Origin of the sequence: Pseudomonas sp. HMSC08G10, assembly GCF_001808425.1 — a bacterium.
Classification (GTDB): domain Bacteria; phylum Pseudomonadota; class Gammaproteobacteria; order Pseudomonadales; family Pseudomonadaceae; genus Aquipseudomonas; species Aquipseudomonas guariconensis.
Genome location: NZ_KV793294.1, coordinates 163,402 through 184,512, shown reverse-complemented (window position 1 = coordinate 184,512; position 21,111 = coordinate 163,402). Strand labels below are relative to the sequence as shown.

The window sequence follows — 21,111 nt, the reverse complement described above, 5'->3', positions numbered from 1 at the left end:
GTTGCCTTCGATCGGCTCACCCGGCTCGACCTTGTTGGTCAGGCCATGGTGCACACCGGCCAATACGGCGGCCATCATCAGGTACGGGTTGGCGTCGGCACCGGCCACGCGATGCTCGATGCGCACGGCGTCCGGCGAACCGGTTGGCACGCGCAGGGCCACGGTACGGTTGTCCAGGCCCCAGCTCGGCGCATTCGGCACATAGAACTGTGCACCGAAGCGACGGTACGAGTTGACGTTCGGGCACAGGAACGCCATGGACGCGGGCAGGGTCTCGAGCACACCGCCGACAGCGTGACGTAGCGCGGCGTTCTGCTCGGGATCCTCGCTGGTGAAGATGTTGTTGCCATCTTTGTCCAGCACGGAGATGTGTACATGCAGGCCATTGCCCGCCTGGCCCGGGTAGGGCTTGGCCATGAAGGTGGTATCCATCTCATGGTCGTAGGCGATGTTCTTGATCAGGCGCTTGAGCAGTACGGCGTAGTCACAGGCCTTGAGCGGGTCGGGGACGTGATGCAGGTTGACTTCGAACTGGGCCGGGGCGCTTTCCTTGACGATGGCGTCGGCCGGAATGCCTTGCTCCTTGGCGCCTTCGAGGATGTCCTGCAGGCAATCGGCATACTCGTCCAGGTCGTCGATCAGATAGACCTGGGTCGATTGCGGACGCTTGCCCGAGATCGGCGAACGCGGCGGCTGGGGACGGCCGTTCACGTTTTCCTGGTCGATCAGGTAGAACTCGAGCTCGAAAGCTGCGCAGATCGTCAGGCCCATCTCGGTGAACTTGTTCACCACTTGGCGCAGGACCTCGCGCGGGTCGGCGAAGAACGGCTCGCCTTCCAGTTCGTGCATGGTCATCAGCAGTTGGGCGGTGGGGCGCTTCTGCCAGGGTTCGTTGGAGAGGGTGCCGGGGATCGGGTAGCAGATGCGGTCGGCATCGCCGATGTCCAGGCCAAGGCCGGTGCTTTCGACGGTGGAACCGTTGATATCCAGGGCGAAGAGGGAGGCGGGCAGGTTGATGCCTTTCTCGTAAACCTTGTGGAGGCTGGTGCGCTCTATGCGCTTGCCGCGCACCACACCATTCATATCTGCAATCAGAAGGTCAACGTAGAGAACCTCAGGATGTTCCTTAAGGAACGCGTTCGCTTCGTTAAGCTGAACGGCACGCGGGGGTACCGACATGATGCAACACCTTTGTTGTTAAAAATATCAATCAAGGGGGGCTTGCAAGCCCAGTCAATCCGAAAGACCTAGCGAAGTCAAGCCAACCCCATGATGCCCCGAAATGGCACAGCAACGGCAGAAATGCTGCATCTGGGGGCAACTCATTATCCGCTATTTTGGCCCCAAAGGGCTATCGCAGGCTGAGCGTGGTTTATTTTTTACGGAGTGGTTGTGTAAAAAAATGAACAAGGCTAAGCTCGGCCTCAACCCAGAACACAATAATACGAGGGTCACATGGTCCGCCTGTCGAGACCTGAAAGCGCTGCCTGCGCCGCGCACACAGGTGTTCCCAGCATTCGCCGCGAAGGCTGCGCACGCATCGAGTCCTGCGCGCGCGCTCTGCTCGCAATAATTGACGGCTGGTCAGGTCCATCCTCCGTTCGTAGCAGTTTCCTGCACGTCTTTTCGCTTCTCTGCCCTTTGTTTGTATCGCGGACACGCTTGTTTCGAGTGTATCTGCTGTCGTCTTGCGCGTGGGTTTTTGCTTTAGCCAAGCACTGCATCCAGAATCAAGGCGCGGGTCTGCCATGGCATTTGCGGCCAGGCAGCTTCCGTCTTGATCGACGCCAGGCGTCAGCGGCGCCCGACTATCGTCAGCCGGGCCACATTACCTCCTGAGGTATTTATGAGTACCAACCTCGACCAGCTCACCGATTGGTTGAAAGAGCACAAGATCACCGAAGTGGAATGCCTGATCAGCGACCTGACCGGCATCACCCGCGGCAAGATTTCGCCGACCAACAAGTTCATCGCCGAAAAGGGCATGCGCCTGCCCGAAAGCGTCCTGCTGCAGACCGTGACCGGCGACTACGTCGACGACGACATCTATTACCAACTGCTGGACCCGGCCGACATCGACATGATCTGCCGCCCAGACGAGAGCGCTGTGTTCCTCGTGCCATGGGCTATCGAGCCGACCGCCCAGGTCATCCACGACACCTACGACAAGAAGGGCAACCCGGTCGAGCTGTCGCCGCGCAACGTGCTCAAGAAAGTCCTGAAGCTGTACGCCGACAAAGGCTGGCAGCCGATCGTGGCGCCTGAGATGGAGTTCTACCTGACCAAGCGCAGCGAGGATCCGGACTTCCCGCTGCAACCGCCAGTGGGTCGCTCCGGCCGTCCGGAGACCGGCCGCCAGTCGTTCTCCATCGAGGCTGCCAACGAGTTCGACCCGTTGTTCGAGGACGTCTATGACTGGTGCGAACTGCAGCAACTGGACCTCGACACACTGATCCACGAAGACGGCACGGCGCAGATGGAGATCAACTTCCGTCACGGCAACGCCCTGCACCTGGCCGACCAGATCCTGGTGTTCAAGCGCACCATGCGCGAGGCGGCGCTCAAGCACAACGTGGCCGCGACCTTCATGGCCAAACCCATGACCGGCGAGCCGGGCAGCGCCATGCACCTGCACCAGAGCGTGGTGGACGTGGCCACCGGCAAGAACATCTTCTCCAACGAGGACGGCAGCATGAGCGAGCTGTTCCTCAACCACATCGGCGGCCTGCAAAAGTTCATCCCTGAAGCGCTGCCGCTGTTCGCCCCCAACGTCAACTCGTTCCGCCGTTTCCTGCCGGACACCTCGGCACCGGTGAACGTCGAATGGGGCGAGGAGAACCGCACCGTTGGCCTGCGCGTGCCTGATGCCGGGCCGCAGAACCGCCGCGTGGAAAACCGTCTGCCAGGCGCCGACGCCAACCCCTACCTGGCCATTGCCGCGAGCTTGCTGTGTGGCTACATCGGTATGGTCGAGGGCATCGGAGCCAGCGCGCCGGTCCAGGGCCGTGGCTACGAGCGGCGCAATCTGCGCCTGCCGCTGACCATCGAAGATGCCTTGGAGCGCATGGAAAACTGCCGCGCGCTGGAGCAGTACCTGGGCAAGAAATTCATCAGCGGCTATGTGGCCACCAAGCGGGCTGAGCACGAGAACTTCAAACGGGTAATCAGCTCCTGGGAACGTGAGTTCCTGCTGTTTGCCGTCTGATCAAACTTGGGGCCGCTTCAGCGCGGCTGTCGGATAACGGAGAAGCACATGAGCGTCAACAACCCGCAAACCCGTGAATGGCAAACCTTGAGCGGTGAGCACCACCTGGCGCCTTTCAGCGACTACAAGCAGCTGAAGGAAAAAGGACCGCGCATCATCACCAAGGCCCAGGGCGTGCATTTGTGGGACAGCGAGGGTCACAAGATCCTCGACGGCATGGCCGGCCTATGGTGCGTGGCCGTCGGCTATGGCCGTGAAGAACTGGTGCAGGCGGCGGAAAAACAGATGCGAGAGCTGCCGTACTACAACCTGTTCTTCCAGACCGCTCACCCGCCAGCCCTGGAACTGGCCAAGGCGATCACCGATGTGGCGCCCAAGGGCATGACCCATGTGTTCTTCACCGGCTCCGGCTCCGAAGGCAACGACACCGTGCTGCGTATGGTCCGCCACTACTGGGCGCTCAAGGGCAAGCCTGGCAAGCAGACCATCATCGGCCGCATCAATGGCTACCACGGCTCCACCGTCGCTGGCGCAAGCCTCGGCGGCATGAGCGGCATGCACGAGCAGGGCGGCCTGCCGATCCCGGGCATCGTGCACATTCCACAGCCGTACTGGTTCGGTGAGGGCGGTGACATGACCCCGGATGCGTTCGGGGTATGGGCTGCCGAGCAACTGGAAAAGAAAATCCTGGAAGTGGGCGAAGACAACGTCGCGGCGTTCATCGCCGAGCCGATCCAGGGGGCGGGCGGGGTAATCATTCCACCGGACACCTACTGGCCGAAGATCAAGGAGATCCTCGCCAAGTACGACATTCTGTTCGTCGCCGACGAGGTGATCTGCGGCTTCGGCCGTACCGGCGAGTGGTTCGGCTCGGACTACTACGGTCTGGAACCCGACCTGATGACCATCGCCAAGGGCCTGACCTCCGGTTACATCCCCATGGGCGGTGTGATCGTGCGTGACACCGTGGCCCAGGTTCTCAGCGAAGGCGGCGACTTCAACCACGGCTTTACCTACTCAGGTCACCCGGTGGCCGCTGCCGTGGGCCTGGAAAACCTGCGCATCCTGCGCGATGAGAAGATCGTTGAGCGCGCCAGGACCGAAACGGCACCTTATTTGCAAAAGCGTTTGCGTGAACTGCAAGACCACCCACTGGTGGGCGAGGTACGCGGCCTGGGCCTGCTCGGTGCGATCGAGCTGGTCAAGGACAAGGCGACCCGCACCCGTCACGAGGGCAAGGGCGTCGGCATGATCTGCCGTACACACTGCTTCGAGAACGGGCTGGTGATGCGTGCGGTGGGCGACACCATGATCATCGCGCCGCCCTTGGTGATCAGCCACGCGGAGATCGACGAGTTGATTGAAAAGGCGCGCAAGTGCCTGGACTTGACGTACGAAGCGATCAAGTGACGGTCTGCTAGGCTGGCAAAGCGACATTAAGCGGTTACAGGGCCCTGCTTTCCTTGAAACAGCGCCTTGTAACTTGCCAGACTAGCGGCTGTTTCAGTCGCCCAGCGCTGTACCGTGGGATCTTGGCTGCTGAACAGATGGCTTGATAATAAATTCTGGAGCATTACGCATGAAGAAAATGGGCAAGACGTTGCTGGCCGCGGCCCTGATGGGTGCCATGGCTACCGCTGTTCAGGCTGACGACAAAACGCTGCACGTCTACAACTGGTCCGACTACATTGCGCCGGACACCATCGCCAACTTCGAGAAGCAGACCGGCATCAAGGTGGTCTACGACGTCTTCGACAGCAACGAGACCCTGGAAGCCAAGCTGCTGGCCGGCAAGTCCGGCTACGACGTGGTCGTGCCGTCGAACAACTTCCTGGCCAAGCAGATCAAGGCGGGTGTCTACCAGGAGCTGGACCGTTCGAAGCTGCCGAACTGGAAGAACCTGGACGAAGACCTGCTCAAGGCCGTGGGTGATGCCAGCGACCCGGGCAACAAGCACGCCTTCCCGTACATGTGGGGCTCGATCGGCATCGGCTACAACCCTGAGAAGGTCAAGGCTGCGCTGGGCGTGGACAAGATCGACTCTTGGGACGCCGTGTTCAAGCCTGAGAACATCGCCAAGCTCAAGAGCTGCGGCGTGAGCTTCCTGGACGCGCCGACCGAAATGATCCCGGCGGCCTTGCACTACCTGGGCAAACCGTCCAACAGCACCGACAAGAAAGACCTGAAGGCTGCCGAAGAGCTGTTCCTGAGCATTCGTCCTTCGATCACCTACTTCCACTCCTCCAAGTACATCTCTGACCTGGCCAACGGCAATATCTGCGTGGCAGTCGGCTACTCGGGCGACCTGGAGCAATCCAAGGCCCGTGCCCACGAAGCCGGCGACAAGGTCAAGCTGAGCTACGTCATTCCGAAGGAAGGCGCCGGTACCTTCTACGACATGGTCGCCATTCCGAAGGATGCCGAAAACGTCGAAGCCGCCTACAAGTTCATGGACTTCCTGATGCAACCGGAAGTCATGGCTGGCATCACCAATGCCGTGCGCTTCCCGAACGGCAACAAAGCTGCGACTGCACTGGTAGACAAGGAAATCACCAGCGATCCGAGCATCTACCCGCCAGCTGACGTGAAGAAAAAGCTGTACGCGATCGCCGACCCGGGTGCCAAGGCCCAGCGTGAGATCACTCGCAGCTGGACCAAGATCAAGTCGGGCAAGTAAGCCCGTCTCGAAGCCCTCTGGGCCGGGGTTTCCCGGCCTGGAAGGCGTGTAAGGCAATTTTGTTTGCGGCATCGATGCAGCAAAGGTAAGTTGCGCGCCGGTTTTGCGTGTACGGCAGCGTCGCCGTCACCCAGAGGCACTGATTGTGAGGACCATCCACTTGTCTATTTCCGTATTTCGCAAGGCCATGATGGCTGGAGCGGGTCTGACGCTGGCATTCGGCGTCCAAGCAGCGCCCACGGTGCATATCTACAACTGGTCGGACTACATTGGCCCGACGACCCTCGCCGATTTCCAGAAGGCAACCGGCATCGAGGCCAAGTACGACGTCTTCGATTCCAACGAAACCCTGGAAGGCAAGCTGCTGGCCGGTCGCACCGGCTATGACGTGGTCGTGCCGTCCAACCATTTCCTGGGCAAGCAGATCAAGGCGGGCGCCTTCCAGAAGCTCGACCGCAGCCTGCTGCCGAATTATTCCAACCTGGACCCGGCTCTGATGAAGCGCCTCGAGCGCAATGACCCGGGCAACCAGTACGCCGTGCCGTATCTGTGGGGTACCAACGGCATTGGTTACAACGTCGAGAAGGTCAAGGCGGTGCTGGGCACCGACAAGATCGACTCCTGGGCCGTGCTCTTCGAGCCCGAGAACATGAAGAAGCTCTCCCAGTGCGGCGTGGCTTTCCTGGACTCGGCCGACGAAATGCTGCCGGCCGTGCTCAACTACATGGGCCTGGACCCTAACAGCAGCAATCCCAAGGACTACCAGGCGGCCGAAAAGAAACTCCTGGCCGTGCGTCCCTACGTGACCTACTTCCATTCCTCGAAATACATCACTGACCTGGCCAATGGCGATATCTGCGTCGCCGCCGGATTCTCCGGTGATGTGTTCCAGGCCAAGGCCCGCGCCGAAGAGGCCGGCAAGGGCGTGAAACTGGCCTACGCCATTCCAAAAGAAGGCGGCAACCTCTGGTTCGATGTGCTGGCGATTCCCAAGGACGCCAGCAACGTCAAGGAGGCCCATGCCTTCATCAACTATCTGCTGAAACCTGAGGTCATCGCTCAGGTCAGCGATTATGTCGGTTACGCCAACCCGAACCCCAAGGCTGGCGACCTGATGGATCAGGCCGTGAGGACTGACGCTGCGGTCTACCCTCCGCAGGAAGTGCTGGACAAGATGTTCGTCAATGCTGAGTTGCCACCGAAGGTGCAACGTCTGATGACCCGTAGCTGGACCAAGGTCAAGTCGGGCAAGTAATCATCCAGACCCGCTACGTTCCTGCCAAAACAGGTCGTGTGGGCATAAAAATCTTGTTGGGAGTTTCACTCATGGCAGTTGCCTCCGGTGCCTATAAAAAAGCCCTCGAGGGTGGCCAGCAACCCAAGCAGGTGCTGGTCAAAATCGACCGGGTCACAAAAAAGTTCGACGAAACGGTAGCCGTGGACGATGTGTCCCTGGAAATCCGCAAGGGTGAGATCTTCGCCCTGCTGGGTGGCTCCGGCTCCGGCAAGTCCACCTTGCTGCGTATGCTTGCCGGCTTCGAGCGTCCGACCGAAGGGCGGATCTTCCTCGATGGCGTCGACATCACCGACATGCCGCCCTATGAGCGGCCGATCAACATGATGTTCCAGTCCTACGCGCTGTTCCCGCACATGACCGTGGCGCAGAACATCGCCTTCGGCCTGCAGCAGGACAAGATGCCTAAGGCCGAGATCGACGCCCGCGTGGCCGAGATGCTCAAGCTGGTCCACATGACCCAGTACGCCAAGCGCAAGCCGCACCAGCTTTCCGGCGGCCAGCGCCAGCGTGTGGCCCTGGCCCGTTCGTTGGCCAAGCGTCCGAAGCTGCTGCTGCTGGACGAACCGATGGGCGCCCTGGACAAGAAACTACGCTCGCAAATGCAGCTGGAGCTGGTCGAAATCATCGAGCGGGTCGGCGTGACCTGCGTGATGGTGACCCACGACCAGGAAGAGGCCATGACCATGGCCCAACGCATCGCCATCATGCACCTGGGCTGGATCGCCCAGATCGGCAGCCCGGTGGATGTGTACGAGACCCCGACCAGCCGCCTGGTCTGCGAGTTCATCGGTAACGTCAACCTATTCGAGGGTGAAGTGGTCGACGACGCCGAAGGCCATGCGCTGATCGCAAGCCCTGAGCTCGAACGCAATATCTACGTGGGCCACGGTGTCACCACCTCGGTCGAAGACAAGCACATCACTTATGCCCTGCGTCCGGAAAAACTCCTGGTGACCTCCGAGCAGCCGACCTGCCAGTACAACTGGTCGCGTGGCAAGGTCCATGACATCGCCTACCTGGGTGGTCATTCGGTGTTCTACGTGGAGCTGCCGAGCGGGAAAGTGGTCCAGTCCTTCGTCGCCAACGCCGAGCGCCAGGGCACCCGCCCGACCTGGGGCGATGAAGTGTACGTCTGGTGGGAAGACGACAGCGGCGTGGTACTGCGCTCATGAACATTCGCAAGCTCAAGCGAGCATTCAACAAGGTCAAACCGGAGGGCCGCCATCTGGTGATCGGCGTGCCGTTCATCTGGCTGTTCCTGTTCTTCATGCTGCCGTTCTTCATCGTCCTGAAGATCAGCTTCGCTGAAGCCGACGTGGCGATCCCGCCCTACACGGAGATCTACAGCTACGTCGAGGACAAGATCCAGCTGGTGCTCAACCTGGCCAACTACGGCCTGTTGACCGAGGATGAACTGTACATCTCGGCCTACCTGGGCTCGCTGAAGATGGCCTTCTTCAGCACCCTTCTGTGCCTGCTGATCGGCTACCCGATGGCCTACGCCATCGCCAATGCCCGCAAGGAAACCCAGACGGTCCTGCTGCTGCTGATCATGATGCCGACCTGGACCGCGATCCTGATCCGCGTCTATGCCTGGATGGGCATCCTCAGCAACAACGGCCTGCTCAACAGCTTCCTGCTGTGGATCGGCTTGATCGACCAGCCGCTGCAGATCCTCAACACCAACCTGGCGGTGTACATCGGCGTGGTCTATTCGTACCTGCCGTTCATGATCCTTCCGTTGTACGCGAACCTGGTCAAGCACGACCCGAGCCTGCTCGAGGCCGCAAGCGACCTGGGTTCGAGCACCTTCAACAGCTTCTGGAAGATCACTGTGCCGCTGTCAAAGAACGGCATCATCGCCGGCTGCATGCTGGTGTTCATCCCGGTGGTGGGCGAGTTCGTGATTCCTGAACTGCTCGGCGGCCCGGAAACCCTGATGATCGGCAAGGTGCTGTGGCAGGAGTTCTTCAACAACCGTGACTGGCCGGTGGCATCCGCCCTGGCGGTGGTGATGCTGGCGATCCTGATCGTGCCCATCCTGCTGTTCAACCGCAGCCAGGCCAAAGAAATGGAGGGCAGAGCATGAAGCGCTTCGGTTTCTCCAAGCTGATGCTGGTGCTCGGCTTGCTGTTCATCTACCTGCCGATGCTGATCCTGGTGATCTACTCGTTCAACGCCTCCAAGCTGGTGACAGTCTGGGGCGGCTGGTCGGTGAAGTGGTACGTCGGCCTGCTGGACAACAGTCAGTTGATGGGCTCGGTGATGCGCTCGCTGGAGATCGCCTGCTACACCGCGATCGCCGCCGTGGCCCTGGGTACCCTGGCCGCCTTCGTGCTGACCCGGGTGACCCGTTTCAAGGGCCGTACCCTGTTCGGTGGCCTGGTAACAGCGCCTTTGGTGATGCCTGAGGTGATCACCGGTCTGTCGCTGCTGCTGCTGTTCGTGGCCATGGCGCAGATGATCGGCTGGCCGCAGGAGCGTGGCATTGTCACCATCTGGATCGCTCACACCACTTTCTGCGCAGCCTATGTGGCGGTGGTGGTGTCGGCGCGCCTGCGTGAGCTGGACCTATCCATCGAAGAGGCTGCCATGGACCTGGGCGCCAAGCCGTGGAAGGTGTTCTTCCTGATCACCATCCCGATGATTGCGCCATCGCTGGCGGCGGGCGGCATGATGTCCTTCGCCCTGTCGCTGGATGACCTGGTACTGGCCAGCTTCGTGTCCGGTCCAGGCTCGACCACTTTGCCGATGGAAGTGTTCTCCGCCGTGCGCCTTGGCGTGAAGCCGGAGATCAACGCCGTGGCCAGCCTGATCCTGCTGTCGGTGTCGCTGGTGACCTTCCTGGTGTGGTACTTCAGCCGCCAGGCCGAAGAGCGTCGTCGCAAGGCTATCCAGCAAGCCATCGAAGAGGGCGCCGCGGCGAACGTTTCGCAGCCGCAGGCCAAGCGTCCGGTTCAGGCCACCGCGTCGGTCTGATCCACCCTGGGGGCCGCTTTGCGGCCCTTCGCAGGCTCCGCGAGCTCCTGCAGGTATCGCATGCGGTACCTGCAGGAGCGCATCGGGGCCGCGCGAGGGCTGCGACGCATCCCCAGGCTCAATCCGGCCAGTTCCAGGCCGGTTCATCGAGCATCCCCTGCCCAGCCATCAACGTCTGCCCGAGATCTTTTTCCAGGCGGATCGAGTGACAGGCTTCGTCTTCTTCCAGCGCCGCCACCAGGCGCGGAGCATGGGAGACCACCCACACCTGGCAATGCTGCGCAGCGTGGCGGATCAAACGCGCCAAGGCCGGTAGCAGGTCCGGGTGCAAGCTGGTTTCCGGCTCGTTGAGCACCATCATGCTCGGCGGCCTGGGCGTCAGCAGGGCGGCCACCAGCAGCAGATAGCGCAAGGTGCCGTCGGACAGTTCAGCGGCGCTCAACGGGCGCAGCAGCCCGGCTTGGTGAAAACGCAGGCTGAACAAGCCCCCAGGCTGCGCATCGACTTTCAGATGAGCCCCAGGGAAAGCGTCGCCGATGGCCTGCTGCAAGGCGTCGAAGTCACCGATCTCATCGATGGTCTGCAAGGCAGCGGCCAGGTCGCGGCCATCGTGGTGCAGCACGGGGGTGCGGGTGCCCAGGCGTGGCTGGCGTGCCGGTGCCTCGGCGTCGGTGCGAAAGTGATCGTAGAAGCGCCAGCTGCGGATGCGTTCGCGCAGGCGCAGGACTTCCGGCGAATCCTGCAGGCTGCCGACGTGGTCGAACAGGCTGTCGAATTCGGTCATGTGCGGGTTGCGCACCTGCCACTGGCGCGTCTGGCGTGCCTTGACCATGGCCGCGCTACGCTCAACCAGCAGACTGGCAGGGCGGCACACCGGGCCAGCCCAGATCGCCTCGTGCTTGATCTGCGGGTCGAGGGCGAACTTCGACCGGCTCGGCTCGGGCAATCCGAGGCTGATGGCATAACCGAAATCCTCGTCGGCAAACCCCAGGCGCAGACGTTTGACATGTTGACGCGGCCCACCCTGCACGGGCACGTCGCCCTGGCGCATGCGCCGGCTGATCGTCTCGGGGCCGGCCCAGAACGTCGACTCCAGGCCGCCCTCGGCGGCCAGGGCGTTGACCACCCCGCCACGGGCCGTCTCGGCCAGCAGGCGCAGGGCTTTGTAGAGGTTGGACTTGCCGCTGCCATTGGCGCCGGTGATCACGTTCAACCGGCCCAGGGGGATGACCAACTGGTTGATCGAGCGGTAGTTGGCAATGGCCAGGGTGTTGAGCATGGGCCTTTTCCTTGTCCTGTGAAGCGGCAGTATCCCCGATTCTGCGTGCAGAAGTTTTGATGGATCTGAGTCAGTGCCAGTTGTCCGTGCCTGATCTACGCTTTCACTCGCGTCCCTCAATCCAATTGGCACAAGCAAGGAGCCTGCATGACGTTAGCGCGTCCGCTGATGGTCGTTTGCCTGGGGCTGCTGTCCATGCTGTCGGGCTGTAGCAAGGAAGAGTCGAAAGCTGAACTCCCCAGGGTGGGTGTAATCCAGGTCAAACCTACCGATTTTGCCGCCAGGGTGACCCTGACCGGCGATGTCCAGGCGCGGGTGCAGACCGACCTGTCGTTCAGGGTCGGCGGCAAGATCATTTCCCGGAGCGTGGATGTAGGCGATCACGTCAAGGCCAACCAAGTGTTGGCGCGCCTGGACCCCAAGGATCTGCAGAACAACGTCGATTCGGCCAAAGCCGAAGTGTTCGCTGCCCAGGCGCGGGTCACCCAGACCAGCGCGGCCTTCGTGCGTCAGCAAAAGCTGCTGCCCAAGGGCTATACCAGCCAGAGTGAGTACGACTCCGCCCAGGCGTCGCTGCGCAGTGACCAGAGTGCGCTCAAGGCTGCCCAAGCGCAGTTGGCCGATGCCCAGGAGCAGTTGAGTTATACCGCGCTGGTGTCAGAGGCCGACGGGGTCATCACCGAGCGTCAGGCCGAAGTCGGCCAGGTGGTGCAGGCGACCATGCCGATCTTCAGCCTCGCCCGCGATGGCGACCGCGATGCAGTGTTCAACGTGTATGAGTCCCTGCTGGTGGCGCCGCCGAGCGATGCAGGCGTCATTGTCAGTCTGCTGGACGATCCGAAGATCCAGGCGCAAGGGTTTGTCCGGGAAATCACGCCGACCGTCTCCGCGCAAAGTGGCACGGTGCAGGTCAAGGTGGGTTTGCGCAACGTACCTCCCGGTATGCAGCTGGGAGCGCCGGTCACCGCCACCACCAATGCCCAGGGACGGCCGAGTGTCGAACTGCCCTGGTCAGCCTTGACCAAGGCGTTGCACGAGCCGGCGGTCTGGGTGGTGGGCGAAGGGGACAAGGTCGAATTGCGCAAGATCGAGGTCACACGTTACCTGACCGGCAAGATCGTGGTCGCCAGCGGCCTGAAGAGTGGTGAAACCGTCGTGGTCAGTGGTGGGCAATTGCTGCACCCGAACATGCAGGTGCACAAGATCGATGCCAAGGACGGGGGAGGGGCGCCATGAAGCGCGTGCTGCTTGTGTTGCCGGCCGGCCTGCTGCTGGCCGCCTGCTCCAGCGAGGAGCAAGCCCCCGAGCCGATCCGGCCGGTGCTGTCGATGACCGTCGAACCCCAGGTGCAGTCGCAGTTGGGGCGCTTTGCGGGCAGCATCCAGGCCCGCTTCGAAAGCACGCTGGGGTTTCGTGTGTCCGGGCGTATCGCCCGACGCTGGCTGGACGTCGGTGCCCAGGTAAAGCCTGGCGATACGTTGGCCACCCTCGATCCGACCGATCAGCAGAACCAGCTGCGCGCTGCCGAAGGCGACCTGGCCAAGGTGCAAGCGCAGTGGATCAACGCCCAGGCTGACGCACGGCGGCAACAGCAACTGTTTGATCGAGGCGTCGGCGCCCAGGCGCAACTGGACATCGCCCAGACCAACCTCAAGACCACCGGCGCTGCGCTCGAACAAGCCCGTTCGGCAGTGAGCCAGGCCCGTGACCAGCTCGACTACAGCACGCTGCGCAGCGACCACGCCGCCGTCATCACCGCCTGGCAGGCCGAGGCCGGGCAGACCGTGACGGCCGGGCAGGCCGTGGTCACCCTGGCCCGACCGGACGTCAAGGAAGCGGTGATCGACCTGCCGATCGGTCTGGCCGAGCAACTGAACAAAGGCCTGACGTTCTCCGTCGCCTCGCAACTGGACCCCACCATCAACACCACCGCTACCTTGCGCGAGCTGGAGCCCCAGGCCGATGCCACGACGCGTACCCGTCGTGCGCGGCTGACCCTGGCCAGCACGCCGGCCGCCTTCCACCTGGGCACTGCCATCAGCGTCACCCTGAGCTCCGCGGTTTCGCCGCGCAGCCAGTTGCCGCTGAGCGCCTTGCTCGAACGCGACGGCAAGACCCAGGTGTGGGTGATCGACCCGAAACAGAAGACCGTGGCCATCCGTGACGTCGCCCTGATCGAGCGCACGCAGGACAGTATCGTCCTGACATCCGGCGTTCAGCCAGGCGAGCGGGTGGTCACAGCCGGCGTGAACAGCCTCAAGCCGGGCCAGAAGGTCACATTCGACGAGGATGCGCAATGAAAGGAAGCTTCAACCTGTCCGAATGGGCTCTCCGGCATCAATCGTTCGTTTGGTACCTGATGTTTGTCGGACTGCTGATGGGGATCTTTTCGTACTTCAACCTGGGGCGTGAGGAAGACCCGTCCTTCACCATCAAGACCATGGTGATCCAGACCCGCTGGCCAGGGGCGACCCAAGACGAGACGCTGTACCAGGTGACCGACCGGATCGAGAAGAAGCTCGAGGAGCTCGACTCGCTCGATTACACCAAGAGCTATACCCGCCCTGGCGAGTCCACGGTCTACGTCTACCTGCGCGACACCACCAAGGCCAAGGACATCCCGGAAATCTGGTACCAGGTGCGCAAGAAGATCCAGGATATCCGCGGCCAGTTCCCCTCGGGCATCCAGGGGCCTGCCTTCAACGACGAATTCGGCGATGTGTTCGGTTCCATCTACGCCTTCACCGCCGATGGCCTGACCTTGCGCCAGCTGCGCGACTACGTGGAAGTGGCGCGGGCCGAAGTGCGCGATGTGCCCAACATCGGCAAGATCGAGCTGATCGGCACCCAGGACGAAGTGCTCTACCTGAATTTCTCCACCCGCAAACTGGCGGCCCTGGGCATCGACCAGCGCCAGGTGATGCAGGCTTTGCAATCGCAGAACGCAGTCACCCCGGCGGGCGTGATCGAAGCGGGCCCCGAGCGCATCTCGGTGCGTACGACCGGGCAATTCGCCTCGGAAAAGGACCTGCAGACCGTCAATCTGCGGATCAACGACCGCTTCTTCCGCCTCGCGGATATCGCCGATATCGAACGTGGCTATGTCGATCCACCTTCGCCAATGTTCCGTTACAACGGCCAGACGGCCATCGGCCTTGCGATCGGCATGAAGGCCGGTGGCAACATCCAGGTGTTTGGCGCTGCGCTGAAGAAGAAGATGGACAGCGTCGTCGCCGACCTGCCGGTGGGCGTGGGCGTGCACACCGTGTCCGACCAGGCCGTGGTGGTCAAGCAGGCGGTAGGCGGCTTCACCAGTGCGCTGTTCGAGGCGGTGGTGATCGTGCTGGGGGTGAGCTTCGTCAGCCTGGGCGTGCGCGCAGGTCTGGTGGTGGCGTGCTCGATCCCGTTGGTGCTGGCCATGGTGTTCGTGTTCATGGAGTACAGCGGCATCACCATGCAGCGGATCTCCCTCGGAGCGCTGATCATCGCCCTGGGCCTGTTGGTGGATGATGCGATGATCACGGTGGAGGTCATGGTTACGCGGCTGGAGATGGGCGAAAGCAAGGAGCAGGCGGCAACATTCGCCTACACCTCCACGGCCTTCCCCATGCTCACCGGCACGCTGGTGACCGTGGCTGGCTTCGTGCCGATCGGGCTCAACGCCAGCTCCGCGGGTGAATACACCTACACTTTGTTTGCCGTGATCGCGGTGGCGTTGCTGGTGTCGTGGGTGGTGGCGGTGTTCTTCGCGCCTGTGCTGGGCGTGCATATCCTGAGCAGCAGCAAGCTCAAGGCCCACGAGGCCGAACCCGGCCGGGTGGGGCGAGCGTTCGAGCACAGCCTGCTGTGGTGCATGCGTCATCGCTGGCTGACCATCATCGGCACGGTGCTGCTGTTTGTCCTGGCGCTGATCTGCGAGCGCTTCGTGCAGAACCAGTTCTTTCCCTCGTCCGACCGCCCCGAGATCCTGGTCGACCTGAACTTGCCCCAGAACGCCTCGATCGAGGAGACCCGCAAGGTCGTCGACCGGTTCGAGGCCAGGATCAAGGACGACCCGGACCTGGTGCGCTGGAGCACCTACATCGGCCAGGGGGCGATTCGCTTCTACCTGCCGCTGGATGCGCAATTGCAGAACCCCTACTACGCGCAGCTGGTGATCGTCAGCAAGGGCTTCGAAGAGCGCCAGGGCATGATGAAGCGTCTGGAGAAGATCCTGCGCGAAGAGTTCGTGGGTATCGGTACCAACGTCCAGTCGCTGGAAATGGGCCCGCCGGTGGGACGTCCGATCCAGTACCGGGTCAGTGGCAAGGACATCGACCAGGTGCGCAAGCATGCAATCGAGCTTGCCACCCTGCTCGACGCCAACGAGCACATCGGCGAGATGATCTACGACTGGAACGAGCCCGGTAAGGTGCTGCGCGTGGAGATCGCCCAGGACAAGGCGCGCCAGTTGGGGCTGTCGTCCGAGGACGTGGCCAACGTGATGAACAGCATCGTCAGCGGCACGCCGATCACCCAGGTCAACGACAACATCTACCTGATCAACGTGGTCGCCCGTGCCGAAGACAGCGAGCGTGGCTCGCCCGATACTCTGCAGAACCTGCAGATCCTCACCCCCAACGGCACCTCTATCCCGCTGCTGGCCTTCGCCACCGTGCGCTACGAGCTGGAACAGCCCCTGGTATGGCGCCGCGACCGCAAGCCAACCATCACCATCAAGGCCTCGGTCAACGGCGACATCCAGCCCACCGACCTGGTGGCCCAGCTCAAGCCTGAAATCGACCAGTTCATCGACAAGCTGCCGGTCGGCTATGAAGTGGCCACCGGCGGTACGGTGGAAGAAAGCGCCAAAGCCCAAGGGCCGATCCGCAAGGTCATTCCGCTGATGCTGTTCCTCATGGCGACCTTCCTGATGATCCAGCTGCACAGCGTGCAGAAGCTGTTCCTGGTGGTCAGCGTGGCGCCACTGGGGCTGATCGGCGTGGTGCTGGCGCTGGTGCCCACCGGCACGCCCATGGGCTTCGTGGCCATTCTCGGTATCCTGGCCCTGGCCGGCATCATCATCCGCAACTCGGTGATCCTGGTGACCCAGATCGACGAATTCGAGGCGCAAGGGCTCTCGCCCTGGGATGCCGTCGTGGAGGCGACCAACCACCGCCGCCGACCGATCCTGCTGACCGCGGCGGCGGCGAGCCTTGGCATGATCCCGATCGCTCGGGAAGTGTTCTGGGGGCCGATGGCCTACGCGATGATCGGCGGCATCATCAGTGCAACGCTGCTGACGCTTTTGTTCCTGCCGGCGCTCTACGTGGCCTGGTACAAGATCCGCGAGCCGCAGACACAACGTTAGGGCACGCAACGGGTCTGTGGGAGCGGGTAAACCCGCTCCCACAGACCCGTTGCCACCTTCGAAATCGGCTCGGAATTTTAGTTATATAAAAATTCTTAAACAGTATTTTTCAGAATAAATACACGTCTCTAAGATTGCCCTCAAGCCAGGCGCAATCACCTTCCTCTGCCCGGCACTTCATACCCAAGGAGAACGAGCATGAGTGCATCTGTGCGTAGCATCGACGGTCAGGACGAAACCACCATTCTGCGTGAAATCCAGAGCGCGCTACGCGATCTGCGCTTCGGTGCGGTGGAGATCACCGTGCACAACGCCCAAGTCGTGCAGATCGAGCGCAAGGAAAAATTCCGCCTCCAGCAGCCAGGCAACAAGTCCGGCTGATACCGCCCCCCTCTAACAAACTAGAAAAATGCCAATCGGGAGCTTCACCATGTCCATCCGCCGTTATGCGCTTGCCGCTCTGGCCAGTGCCGTTTTTGCCGGTTCCGCGATCGCCAAGGACTACGAACTGCTGAACGTGTCCTACGACCCGACACGCGAGCTGTACCAGCAGTACAACGCCGAGTTCATCAAGCACTGGCAGGCCGCTCATCCCGGCGACAAGGTGAAGATCCAGCAATCCCATGGCGGCTCGGGCAAGCAGGCCCGCGCGGTGATCGATGGCCTGCGCGCGGACGTGGTGACCCTAGCCCTGGCCGGCGACATCGATGAAGTGGCCAAGCTCGGCAAGAGCCTGCCGCAGGACTGGCAGAAACGCCTGCCTGAGGCCAGCACGCCCTACACGTCCACCATCGTGTTCCTGGTGCGCAAGGGTAACCCCAAGGGCATCAAGGACTGGGGCGACCTGATCAAGAAGGACGTCTCGGTCATCACCCCCAATCCCAAGACCTCCGGCGGCGCCCGCTGGAACTTCCTCGCCGCCTGGGCCTATGGCCTGAAGACCGGCGGCAGCGAAGACAAAGCCAAGGCGTACGTGCAAGAGCTGTTCAAGCACGTGCCGGTGCTCGATACCGGCGCCCGTGGCTCGACCATCACCTTCGTCAACAACGGCCAGGGCGATGTGCTGCTGGCGTGGGAGAACGAAGCGTTCCTGGCCCTGAAGGAAGACGGCGGCAGCGACAAGTTCGAGATCGTCGTGCCGTCCCTGTCGATCCTCGCCGAGCCACCGGTAGCCGTGGTCGACAAGAACGCCGAGAAGAAAGGCAACACCGAGATCGCCACCGAGTACCTCAAGCACCTGTACAGCCCGGCCGGCCAGAAGATTGCCGCCGAGAACTTCTACCGCCCGCGTGACGAAAAAGTCGCTGCCGAGTTCGGCAAGCAGTTCCCGAAACTGGAGCTGGTGACCATCGACAAGGACTTCGGTGGCTGGAAAACTGCACAGCCCAAGTTCTTTAACGATGGTGGTGTGTTCGATCAGATTTATCAGGCACAGTGATCGGTCATGAAAACTTGCGGGGCCGCGGTGAGGCCCCGAAAAGCAACACCCTTCAGTAGCCTGCACCAGCCCGGGATCACGCCCGGGCTTCGTGCGTTCAACCAGGGAACTTTATGTCACGTCGTATTTCCCCCGTCATACCCGGCTTCGGGCTGACACTGGGCTACACCTTGGTGTATCTCAGCCTGATTGTGCTCATACCGCTGGCCGCCATGTTCGTGCATGCCGCGCAGCTCACCTGGGAACAGTTCTGGAGTATCGTCAGCGCGCCGCGGGTTCTGGCCGCGCTCAAGCTGAGCTTCGGCACCGCCCTGTTCGCCGCCCTCATCAATGGTGTGATCGGCACCCTGCTGGCCTGGGTGCTGGTGCGCTACAGCTTTCCCGGTCGCAAGATCATCGATGCGATGATCGACCTGCCGTTCGCTTTGCCCACCGCTGTGGCGGGTATCGCCTTGACCGCCTTGTATGCGCCGGCCGGCTGGGTTGGGCAGTTCGCGACCGACCTGGGCTTCAAGATCGCCTACACCCCACTGGGCATTACCCTGGCGCTGACCTTCGTCACCCTGCCGTTCGTGGTGCGCACGGTGCAGCCGGTGCTGGCCGATATTCCGCGTGAAGTCGAAGAGGCCGCTGCCTGCCTGGGGGCCAAGCCGCTGCAGGTGTTCCGCCACGTGCTGGCCCCGGCGTTGCTGCCGGCCTGGCTGACCGGCTTCGCCCTGGCGTTCGCCCGGGGCGTAGGCGAGTATGGTTCGGTGATCTTCATCGCCGGCAACATGCCGATGAAGACCGAGATCTTGCCGTTGCTGATCATGGTCAAGCTCGACCAGTACGATTACACCGGTGCCACCGCCATTGGCGTGCTGATGCTGGCGGTTTCCTTCATCCTGCTGCTGCTGATCAACCTGTTGCAGCGGCGCATCGAAACCCCTTGAAGGAGGCCCGGTAATGTCTTCGTCATCCCTTGGCGCAGCGGCCGCCGCCAACGCCGCCCGCCGTGGCAGTGCTACCTCAAGGCGTGTGCTGATTGCCCTGGCCTGGCTGGTGTTCGCGCTGTTCCTGCTGCTGCCGCTGTTCATCGTCGTGTCCCAGGCCCTGAAGAATGGCTTTGGCACGTTCTTCGAGGCCATCTTCGAGCCCGACGCCCTGTCGGCGCTGAAGCTCACCCTGTTCGCGGTGGTCATCTCGGTGCCGCTGAACCTGGTGTTCGGCGTCAGCGCCGCCTGGTGCGTGAGCAAGTACACCTTCCGCGGCAAGAGCCTGCTGGTGACCCTTATCGACCTGCCGTTCTCGGTTTCGCCGGTGATCGCCGGTCTGGTCTATGTGTTGATGTTCGGTGCCCAGGGCCTGTTCGGCCCCTGGCTGCAGGACCACGACATCCAGATCGTGTTCGCCCTGCCGGGCATCGTGCTGGCGACCATCTTCGTGACTGTGCCTTTCGTGGCCCGAGAGCTGATCCCGCTGATGCAGGAACAGGGCACGCAGGAGGAGGAGGCCGCGCGCCTGCTCGGCGCCAACGGCTGGCAGATGTTCTGGCACGTGACGCTGCCGAACATCAAATGGGGCCTGATCTACGGCGTGGTGCTGTGCACCGCGCGGGCCATGGGTGAGTTCGGCGCCGTGTCGGTGGTGTCCGGGCATATCCGCGGCGTCACCAACACCTTGCCGCTGCACGTGGAGATCCTCTACAACGAGTACAACCATGTCGCGGCCTTCAGCGTGGCCAGCCTGCTGCTGATCCTGGCGCTCTTCATCCTGCTGCTCAAGCAGTGGAGCGAGAACCGTATTAACCGCCTGCGCCACAGCGCCGCGGAGGAATGATTCATGTCGATCGAAGTTCGTAACGTCAGCAAGCGCTTCAACGCCTTCCAGGCCCTGGACAACATCAACCTGGATATCAACAGCGGTGAGCTGGTGGCTCTGCTGGGCCCGTCCGGCTGCGGCAAGACCACCCTGCTGCGCATCATCGCCGGCCTGGAAACGCCCGACCAGGGCAATATCGTGTTCCATGGCGAGGACGTGTCCGGCCATGACGTGCGTGATCGCAACGTCGGTTTCGTGTTCCAGCACTACGCGTTGTTCCGCCACATGAGCGTGTTCGATAACGTCGCCTTCGGCCTGCGCATGAAGCCCAAGGGTGAACGCCCGAGCGAGAGCAAGATCGCCGAGAAAGTGCACGAGCTGCTGAACATGGTGCAACTGGACTGGTTGTCCGACCGCTACCCTGAGCAGCTCTCCGGCGGTCAGCGCCAGCGTATCGCCCTGGCCCGTGCCCTGGCGGTGGAGCCCAAGGTGCTGCTGCTCGATGAGCCCTTCGGTGCGCTGGACGCCAAGGTACGCAAGGAGCTGCGCCGTTGGTTGGCGCGCCTGCACGAGGACATCAACCTGACCTCGGTATTCGTCACCCACGACCAGGAAGAAGCCATGGAAGTGGCAGACCGCATCGTGGTGATGAATAAGGGTGTGATCGAGCAGATCGGTTCGCCGGGCGAGGTGTATGAACACCCTGCCAACGACTTCGTCTATCACTTCCTGGGCGACTCCAACCGCCTGAGTCTGAGCGAGGGCCAGCATGTGCTGTTCCGTCCGCACGAAGTGTCGCTGTCGCGCCATGAGACCGAAGGCCACCAGGCCGCCGAAGTGCGCGACATCCGCCCATTGGGGGCGACCACGCGTGTCACCTTGAAGGTGCCAGGGCAGAGCGAGTTGATCGAGGCGGAAGTGGTCAAGGACCACGACAGCCTGTCGGGGCTGGCGCGGGGGGAGACGTTGTTCTTCCGGCCGAAGGTCTGGCAGAAGGTAACGGACATCTGATCCATCGTGCACACCGATAACCCGGGCATCGTCCCGGGTTTTTTTGGGCTGCAGGAATCTGTGGGAGCGGTTTTT

At 62.1% G+C, this 21,111-nt stretch carries 17 protein-coding genes; 15 read left to right on the top strand and 2 right to left on the bottom strand.

Going from position 1 to position 21,111, the window contains the following annotated elements; all coding sequences use genetic code 11:
- Positions 1-1,179: glutamine synthetase family protein (locus tag HMPREF3173_RS05060; RefSeq protein WP_256543953.1), on the bottom strand; the 1,179-nt coding region annotated here is incomplete at its 3' end.
- Between the two features lie 667 nt (positions 1,180-1,846).
- Between HMPREF3173_RS05060 and HMPREF3173_RS05055 the strand changes: the two genes are divergently transcribed.
- The 7 genes from HMPREF3173_RS05055 to HMPREF3173_RS05025 all read left to right on the top strand — a co-directional run bounded on the left by HMPREF3173_RS05055 (position 1,847) and on the right by HMPREF3173_RS05025 (position 10,158).
- Positions 1,847-3,205 carry a glutamine synthetase family protein gene (locus tag HMPREF3173_RS05055; protein WP_043211541.1) on the top strand — a complete coding sequence of 453 codons (1,359 nt, stop codon included), beginning with the start codon at positions 1,847-1,849 and terminating at the stop codon, positions 3,203-3,205.
- 48 nt (positions 3,206-3,253) lie between these two features.
- Positions 3,254-4,615, top strand: a complete 1,362-nt coding sequence (locus HMPREF3173_RS05050; protein ID WP_043211539.1) for an aspartate aminotransferase family protein — start codon at positions 3,254-3,256, stop codon at positions 4,613-4,615.
- 169 nt (positions 4,616-4,784) lie between these two features.
- On the top strand, positions 4,785-5,882 hold the full coding sequence (locus HMPREF3173_RS05045) for a polyamine ABC transporter substrate-binding protein (protein ID WP_043211536.1): 1,098 nt from the start codon (positions 4,785-4,787) through the stop codon (positions 5,880-5,882).
- Positions 5,883-6,042: 160 nt separating this feature from the next.
- On the top strand, positions 6,043-7,137 hold the full coding sequence (locus HMPREF3173_RS05040; RefSeq protein ID WP_070571778.1) for a polyamine ABC transporter substrate-binding protein: 1,095 nt from the start codon (positions 6,043-6,045) through the stop codon (positions 7,135-7,137).
- 71 nt (positions 7,138-7,208) lie between these two features.
- Positions 7,209-8,351, top strand: a complete 1,143-nt coding sequence (potA, locus tag HMPREF3173_RS05035; RefSeq protein WP_043211532.1) for a polyamine ABC transporter ATP-binding protein — start codon at positions 7,209-7,211, stop codon at positions 8,349-8,351.
- Entirely contained in the window at positions 8,348-9,268 is a 921-nt protein-coding gene (locus HMPREF3173_RS05030) for an ABC transporter permease subunit (protein ID WP_070571777.1), read from the top strand. The genes potA and HMPREF3173_RS05030 overlap by 4 nt, the downstream gene beginning before the upstream one ends.
- Entirely contained in the window at positions 9,265-10,158 is an 894-nt protein-coding gene (locus HMPREF3173_RS05025) for an ABC transporter permease subunit (protein ID WP_070571776.1), read from the top strand. The genes HMPREF3173_RS05030 and HMPREF3173_RS05025 overlap by 4 nt, the downstream gene beginning before the upstream one ends.
- 118 nt (positions 10,159-10,276) lie before the next feature.
- On the opposite strand, the gene HMPREF3173_RS05020 is transcribed toward HMPREF3173_RS05025, so the two are convergent.
- On the bottom strand, positions 10,277-11,437 hold the full coding sequence (locus tag HMPREF3173_RS05020; RefSeq protein ID WP_070571775.1) for an AAA family ATPase: 1,161 nt from the start codon (positions 11,435-11,437) through the stop codon (positions 10,277-10,279).
- 147 nt (positions 11,438-11,584) lie between these two features.
- Between HMPREF3173_RS05020 and HMPREF3173_RS05015 the strand changes: the two genes are divergently transcribed.
- The 8 genes from HMPREF3173_RS05015 to HMPREF3173_RS04980 all read left to right on the top strand — a co-directional run bounded on the left by HMPREF3173_RS05015 (position 11,585) and on the right by HMPREF3173_RS04980 (position 21,036).
- Positions 11,585-12,673, top strand: a complete 1,089-nt coding sequence (locus tag HMPREF3173_RS05015; RefSeq protein WP_070571774.1) for an efflux RND transporter periplasmic adaptor subunit — start codon at positions 11,585-11,587, stop codon at positions 12,671-12,673.
- Positions 12,670-13,737: an efflux RND transporter periplasmic adaptor subunit gene (locus HMPREF3173_RS05010; protein ID WP_070571773.1), complete on the top strand. Its 1,068-nt coding sequence runs from the start codon at positions 12,670-12,672 to the stop codon at positions 13,735-13,737. The genes HMPREF3173_RS05015 and HMPREF3173_RS05010 overlap by 4 nt, the downstream gene beginning before the upstream one ends.
- Positions 13,734-16,787, top strand: coding sequence for an efflux RND transporter permease subunit (locus HMPREF3173_RS05005; protein WP_070571772.1), 3,054 nt, complete (start codon positions 13,734-13,736; stop codon positions 16,785-16,787). Before HMPREF3173_RS05010 ends, HMPREF3173_RS05005 begins: the two co-directional genes overlap by 4 nt.
- Positions 16,788-16,985: 198 nt before the next feature.
- Positions 16,986-17,168 carry a sulfur starvation response protein OscA gene (gene oscA, locus HMPREF3173_RS05000; RefSeq protein ID WP_043211521.1) on the top strand — a complete coding sequence of 61 codons (183 nt, stop codon included), beginning with the start codon at positions 16,986-16,988 and terminating at the stop codon, positions 17,166-17,168.
- A gap of 49 nt (positions 17,169-17,217) precedes the next feature.
- On the top strand, positions 17,218-18,225 hold the full coding sequence (locus HMPREF3173_RS04995; RefSeq protein WP_043211519.1) for a sulfate ABC transporter substrate-binding protein: 1,008 nt from the start codon (positions 17,218-17,220) through the stop codon (positions 18,223-18,225).
- Between the two features lie 113 nt (positions 18,226-18,338).
- Positions 18,339-19,157, top strand: coding sequence for a sulfate ABC transporter permease subunit CysT (gene cysT, locus HMPREF3173_RS04990; protein WP_070571771.1), 819 nt, complete (start codon positions 18,339-18,341; stop codon positions 19,155-19,157).
- Between the two features lie 13 nt (positions 19,158-19,170).
- Positions 19,171-20,043, top strand: a complete 873-nt coding sequence (gene cysW, locus HMPREF3173_RS04985; RefSeq protein ID WP_070571770.1) for a sulfate ABC transporter permease subunit CysW — start codon at positions 19,171-19,173, stop codon at positions 20,041-20,043.
- Between the two features lie 3 nt (positions 20,044-20,046).
- On the top strand, positions 20,047-21,036 hold the full coding sequence (locus HMPREF3173_RS04980) for a sulfate/molybdate ABC transporter ATP-binding protein (protein WP_070571769.1): 990 nt from the start codon (positions 20,047-20,049) through the stop codon (positions 21,034-21,036).
- Positions 21,037-21,111 lie beyond the last annotated feature (75 nt).